At 34.0% G+C, this 5377-nt stretch carries 4 protein-coding genes; 3 read left to right on the forward strand and 1 reads right to left on the reverse strand.

Going from position 1 to position 5377, the window contains the following annotated elements; genetic code table 11:
* Together FPG59_RS13465 and FPG59_RS13470 are read left to right on the forward strand one after the other, a co-directional pair.
* Positions 1–887 (forward strand): DUF2157 domain-containing protein (locus FPG59_RS13465; protein WP_140344666.1); only part of this gene is annotated, 887 nt, incomplete at its 5' end.
* Positions 874–2034 carry a hypothetical protein gene (locus FPG59_RS13470; protein ID WP_086455104.1) on the forward strand — a complete coding sequence of 387 codons (1161 nt, stop codon included), beginning with the start codon at positions 874–876 and terminating at the stop codon, positions 2032–2034. The genes FPG59_RS13465 and FPG59_RS13470, both read left to right, overlap by 14 nt.
* Positions 2035–2104: 70 nt before the next feature.
* Here the strand turns inward: FPG59_RS13470 and ytxJ are convergent, their stop codons facing one another.
* A complete protein-coding gene (gene ytxJ, locus FPG59_RS13475) occupies positions 2105–2491 on the reverse strand; it encodes a bacillithiol system redox-active protein YtxJ (RefSeq protein WP_086455105.1) in 387 nt (128 codons plus the stop codon).
* A 194-nt stretch (positions 2492–2685) separates the two neighbouring features.
* Here ytxJ and clpB point away from each other — a divergent pair, with 194 nt between their 5' ends.
* On the forward strand, positions 2686–5292 hold the full coding sequence (gene clpB / locus FPG59_RS13480) for an ATP-dependent chaperone ClpB (RefSeq protein ID WP_086455106.1): 2607 nt from the start codon (positions 2686–2688) through the stop codon (positions 5290–5292).
* The last annotated feature ends 85 nt before the right edge of the window (positions 5293–5377 follow it).

Raw genomic sequence — 5377 nt, forward strand, 5'->3', positions numbered from 1 at the left:
ATACTGAGCTTAAATTATTTTTGTACGCCTCTGTATTACTATTTACATCAGGTATTGGTATTTTAATTTACCAAAACATCGATAGCATTGGACATATCGCTATTTTGGCTTTATTATTATTGATTACCGTTTTTTGTTTTTACTTCAGTTTTAAAAACGCCATCGGATTTAAAAAACAACAAACTCAATTTGAAAATCCTATTTTTGATTACCTTATTTTAGCGGCAGTATTATTAAGTTGCATTTTTGTTGGCTACCTTCAATTTCAATATGCTGTTTTTGGTACCCATTACGGCTTAGCTACTGTTGTTCCTACTGTAATAGCTTTCTTCTGTGCCTATTATTTTGACAATAAAAGTATTTTATCAATCGCAATCACGGGTTTAGCAGCATATATTGGTTTATCCGTTTCTCCACAGTCTTTACTTCACAATGATTTTAACGAAAACAATACCCTGAGCTATTCAGCTATTTCATTAGGTATTTCATTAGTAATTTGGACTATTTACAGTTCAAAAAATGACTTAAAAAAACATTTTAGCTTAGTATTTCTCACTTTTGCTTTGCACATTATTAGCATTGCTTGTATTAATAATTTATTCGATAGCTATTGGGGCATTTTTATAATACTATTGGCTGGTTCCTGCTACTATTTTTACCGTACCAGTTACCTCATTAAATCTGTTTCGTTGTTTGTATTTACCTTAATTTACGCCTATATCGGTCTAAATATATTCTTGTTCAAATTATTAGAATTCAGCAATATTGATAGCGAATTATTTATCTCTTTCTTTTTCTTAGTTCCCTTTTACTTTATTGGTTCTATCATTTACTTTATTCGACTTATTAAACAATTCAATAAAAAAGCAAGTCATGATACAATATAGCAATACCGAATTAGAGCAAGAGTTTCTAGTTTCAGAAGGGCACTCTTTAAAAAAAGCTGGATTTATAGATGAAAGTCAGTTTCGCCTAATTGATAAAAAATTAACTGTACTTAAAAGTCAAAAAAACATCTTAATACGAATTGGATTTTTTCTGTTAGGTAGCTTTTTATACTCCTCCATTTGTGGCTTTCTTACTCTAATTAGCCTAGATTCAATGAATGAAAATTATCAATTTCTGGTTTATCTTTTTGCTATTATTGGATTCGTTGGCACTGAAGTTTTAACCAATCAAAAATATTATGGTTATGGCCTTGACGATGCTTTTTTATTAGGCGCTCAATTGTGCTTAGCAATTGCAATAGGTATTTCCACAGAAGGAAACGAAATTACCATTTCCCTTATACTATCAGTAACCTCCTTGCTTTGTTATCTTAGATATGTACAGCTGTCAATGGCTATCTTATTTTGTGTAACACTCACTTGTTCAATACTTTTCTTGATGTTTGAATTAGGCGCTTTCGCAAAAACGATACTGCCTTTTACTATGATGTTTTTTGCAATTGCTATCTATTTTGGCAGCAAAAAACTACTAGCAAAATTAACACTCCCATTTTATTACAATGGCATTGTTTTTACCCAAGCTTTTGCACTGATTTTATTCTACTTATCAGGAAATTATATGGTGGTTAGAGAACTTTCAAGCGAATTAATGGGTGTAATTGTTACTGCAAATAACGATATTCCGTTTGCCTTTTTCTTTTATGGATTTACGTTTATAGTTCCGGTGAGTTATTTGGTTTTGTCTTTGTACAAAAAAGACCGCTTTATGCTTTGGATAGGAATCCTAGCTCTTTGTTTTTCAATATACAACATTCGTTTTTACTATGCTGTTTTACCTGTTGAAATTGCCCTAACCATTGGTGGTTTGGTGTTATTTGCATTTACTTTTTTTGCTATAAAAAAGATTAAAAACAAAACTAATGGTGTTACTTTTCAACCAGATCGTTTCTCGCAAGGAAATCTATTTGGCACAGCCGAAATACTTATGGCGACACAATTGGGATTAAAACCCGAAACTACGGTGGAATCTCCAATGGAATTTGGTGATGGAGATTTCAGTGGTGGAGGTTCTGGAGGAAGTTATTAAAATAAAAAACCAAGGATAAACAAACTAAAATTTGTAAATCCCTGGCCATTTTCTTTGATTGGTATTGCAACTATAATTTAGCTCCCAATTCTCCAGCATCAATATCACTGTGAGAAACATTGTAAACTGCCTTACCATCTTGAATCAAAATCAATTGTGGTGATTGATGTGTAACCCCAAAGCGGGAAGCAATCTCATTTGAAACATCACGAAAAGCAATTAAATCTAAAAAATAAGGCGTCACTTTCTCAGGAAAGTTAAACTCATTCTCAAACTGTTTCAAAGCCATTCTACTCACACTACAACGAGTGCTATGCTTAAAAATGGCAACAGGTTTTACTTGAGATTGGGCTACTATTTCATCTAGTTGTTCTAATGCTTGCAAAGGCTCCCAAGTCATTGAATTAGTTTGGTCATTAGAATCACTACTACCAAAAATATTTTTAAAAAAACTCATAATTTGTCGATTTTTCAGTCATTTTGTCTGTTCAATATGATATAAATCATATTTAATAAGCCATTTTGTCTGTAATTTTACTGTGGAATATTAATTGAATAATCAGATACAAAGATAAAATAAATTAACAAGAAACTGTGATTAAAGTATTTTACTAACAAAACAAGCAAAAACTTGTTGCAAAAACTAAAAAAATGAATATCAATAAATTTACCATCAAATCTCAAGAAGCTATCCAACTTTCGCAACAATTAGCACAAAGCTATGGACAGCAACAAATTGAAAACGAACATCTTTTTAAAGCTATTTTAGAAGTTGATGAAAACGTAGCACCATTTATATTAAAAAAACAAAATGTAAATGTTCCCTTATTTATTCAAATACTTGAAAGTACAATTCAAAGTTTCCCGAAAGTTACTGGTGCCGAAATAATGCTTTCTAGAACTGCAAATACCACGCTAAACGAAGCCGAAATAATTGCAAAAAAAATGAATGACGAGTATGTTTCGGTAGAGCACTTGATACTTGCTATTTTTAACTCGAAGACTAAAGCGTCTCAGATTTTAAAAGATCAAGGTGTGACCGAAAAAGGATTGAAAGCCGCAATTGATGAACTAAGAAAAGGAGAACGTGTAACCTCGGCTTCTGCTGAGGAGACCTATAATTCTTTGAATAAATATGCCAAAAATCTAAACGAACTTGCTAAATCTGGTAAACTAGATCCCGTAATAGGTCGTGACGAAGAAATAAGACGTGTATTGCAAATTTTAACACGTCGTACTAAGAACAATCCTATGCTAGTTGGAGAACCTGGAGTAGGTAAAACTGCCATTGCTGAAGGATTAGCACATAGAATTGTAGATGGAGATGTGCCTGAAAATCTAAAAGATAAAATTGTATTTTCATTGGATATGGGGGCATTAATTGCGGGTGCTAAATACAAAGGCGAATTTGAAGAACGCCTAAAATCAGTAGTAAAAGAGGTTACCGCTGCCGATGGAGACATCGTTTTATTTATTGACGAAATTCACACGCTTGTAGGTGCAGGTGGCGGCGAAGGTGCTATGGATGCGGCAAATATTTTAAAACCAGCATTGGCACGTGGAGAGTTACGCGCTATTGGGGCAACTACATTAGACGAATATCAAAAATATTTTGAAAAGGATAAAGCATTAGAAAGACGTTTCCAAAAAGTGCAAATTGAAGAGCCAGATACTGATAGTGCTATCTCCATACTTCGTGGTATTAAGGAAAAATACGAAACCCACCACAAAGTTCAAATTAAAGACGAAGCTATCATAGCAGCTGTTGAATTATCCCAACGCTACATCACAAACCGATTTTTACCAGACAAAGCCATCGATTTAATGGACGAAGCAGCTTCTAAAATCCGAATGGAAATTAACTCAAAACCAGAAGAGCTGGATGTTTTGGATCGAAAAATAATGCAACTTGAAATTGAGATTGAAGCCATTAAAAGAGAAAAAGATGAAAGTAAACTCAAATCTCTTGGTCTAGAACTGGCTAATCTTAAGGAAGATCGAAACACGATTTACACCAAATGGAAATCAGAGAAAGACGTTGTTGATGGCATTCAATTGATTAAAAAAGAAATTGAAGATTATAAATATGATGCTGAACGCGCTGAACGCGATGGAGATTACGGAAAAGTAGCCGAAATACGTTACGGTAAAATTAAAGAAGCTCAAGAACGACTTGAAATTTTACATCAAGAACTTATTGTTAATCAAGCCGGTGGAAGTTCCTTAATTAAAGAAGAGGTTACACGCGAGGATATTGCTGAAGTTGTTGCAAAATGGACTGGAATTCCTGTGCAAAAAATGCTTCAGGGAGAAAGAGAGAAACTTTTACATCTTGAAGAAGAATTACACCGCCGTGTAGTAGGTCAAGAGGAAGCCATAGAAGCCGTAAGTGATGCCGTAAGAAGAAGTCGCGCCGGATTACAAGACATGAAAAAACCGGTGGGTACGTTTCTTTTTCTTGGGACAACCGGAGTGGGAAAAACCGAATTGGCGAAAGCCTTAGCTGAATACTTGTTTGATGATGAAAACGCTATGACCAGAATTGATATGAGTGAATATCAAGAACGCCATAGTGTAAGTAGATTAGTAGGTGCGCCTCCAGGATATGTGGGTTATGACGAAGGCGGTCAACTAACAGAAGCCGTACGCAGAAAACCATATTCTGTTATTTTATTGGATGAAATTGAAAAAGCACATCCTGACACCTTCAATATTTTATTGCAGGTACTTGATGAGGGACGATTAACAGATAATAAAGGTCGTCTTGCTGATTTTAAGAATACCATTATCATCATGACATCTAATATGGGTAGCCAAATAATTCAAGATAAGTTTGAAAATTTAAAAGGCAGTATTGAGGCTGCTACCGAGGCAGCCAAAGTTGAAGTTTTAGGTTTATTAAAACAAACCGTCCGACCAGAATTTATTAATCGTATTGATGAAATTGTGATGTTTACTCCTTTGACAAATGCTAATATCACTAAAATTGTTAGTTTACAGCTAAAATCTGTAACTAAAATGCTGGCACTACAAAACATCACTATGGATGCCACACCCGAAGCAATAGCTTATTTAAGTGCTAAAGGCTATGATCCGCAATTTGGTGCTAGACCTGTAAAACGTGTCATTCAGCGTGAAGTACTTAATGCTTTATCCAAAGAAATCCTTGCTGGAAAAATAACTACCGATAGCATTATACTGCTTGATGCATTTGATAACAAACTAGTCTTTAGGAATCAAAGCGAATTAGTTTCCTAATATTTATTAAAAACCACCAGTTCAAAACTGGTGGTTTTTTATTAAAATAAAGTAGCACAAGATAAATTGGTACATGACTATAGAT

This window comes from Flavobacterium sp. FPG59 (assembly GCF_002150205.1).
Lineage (GTDB): Bacteria > Bacteroidota > Bacteroidia > Flavobacteriales > Flavobacteriaceae > Flavobacterium.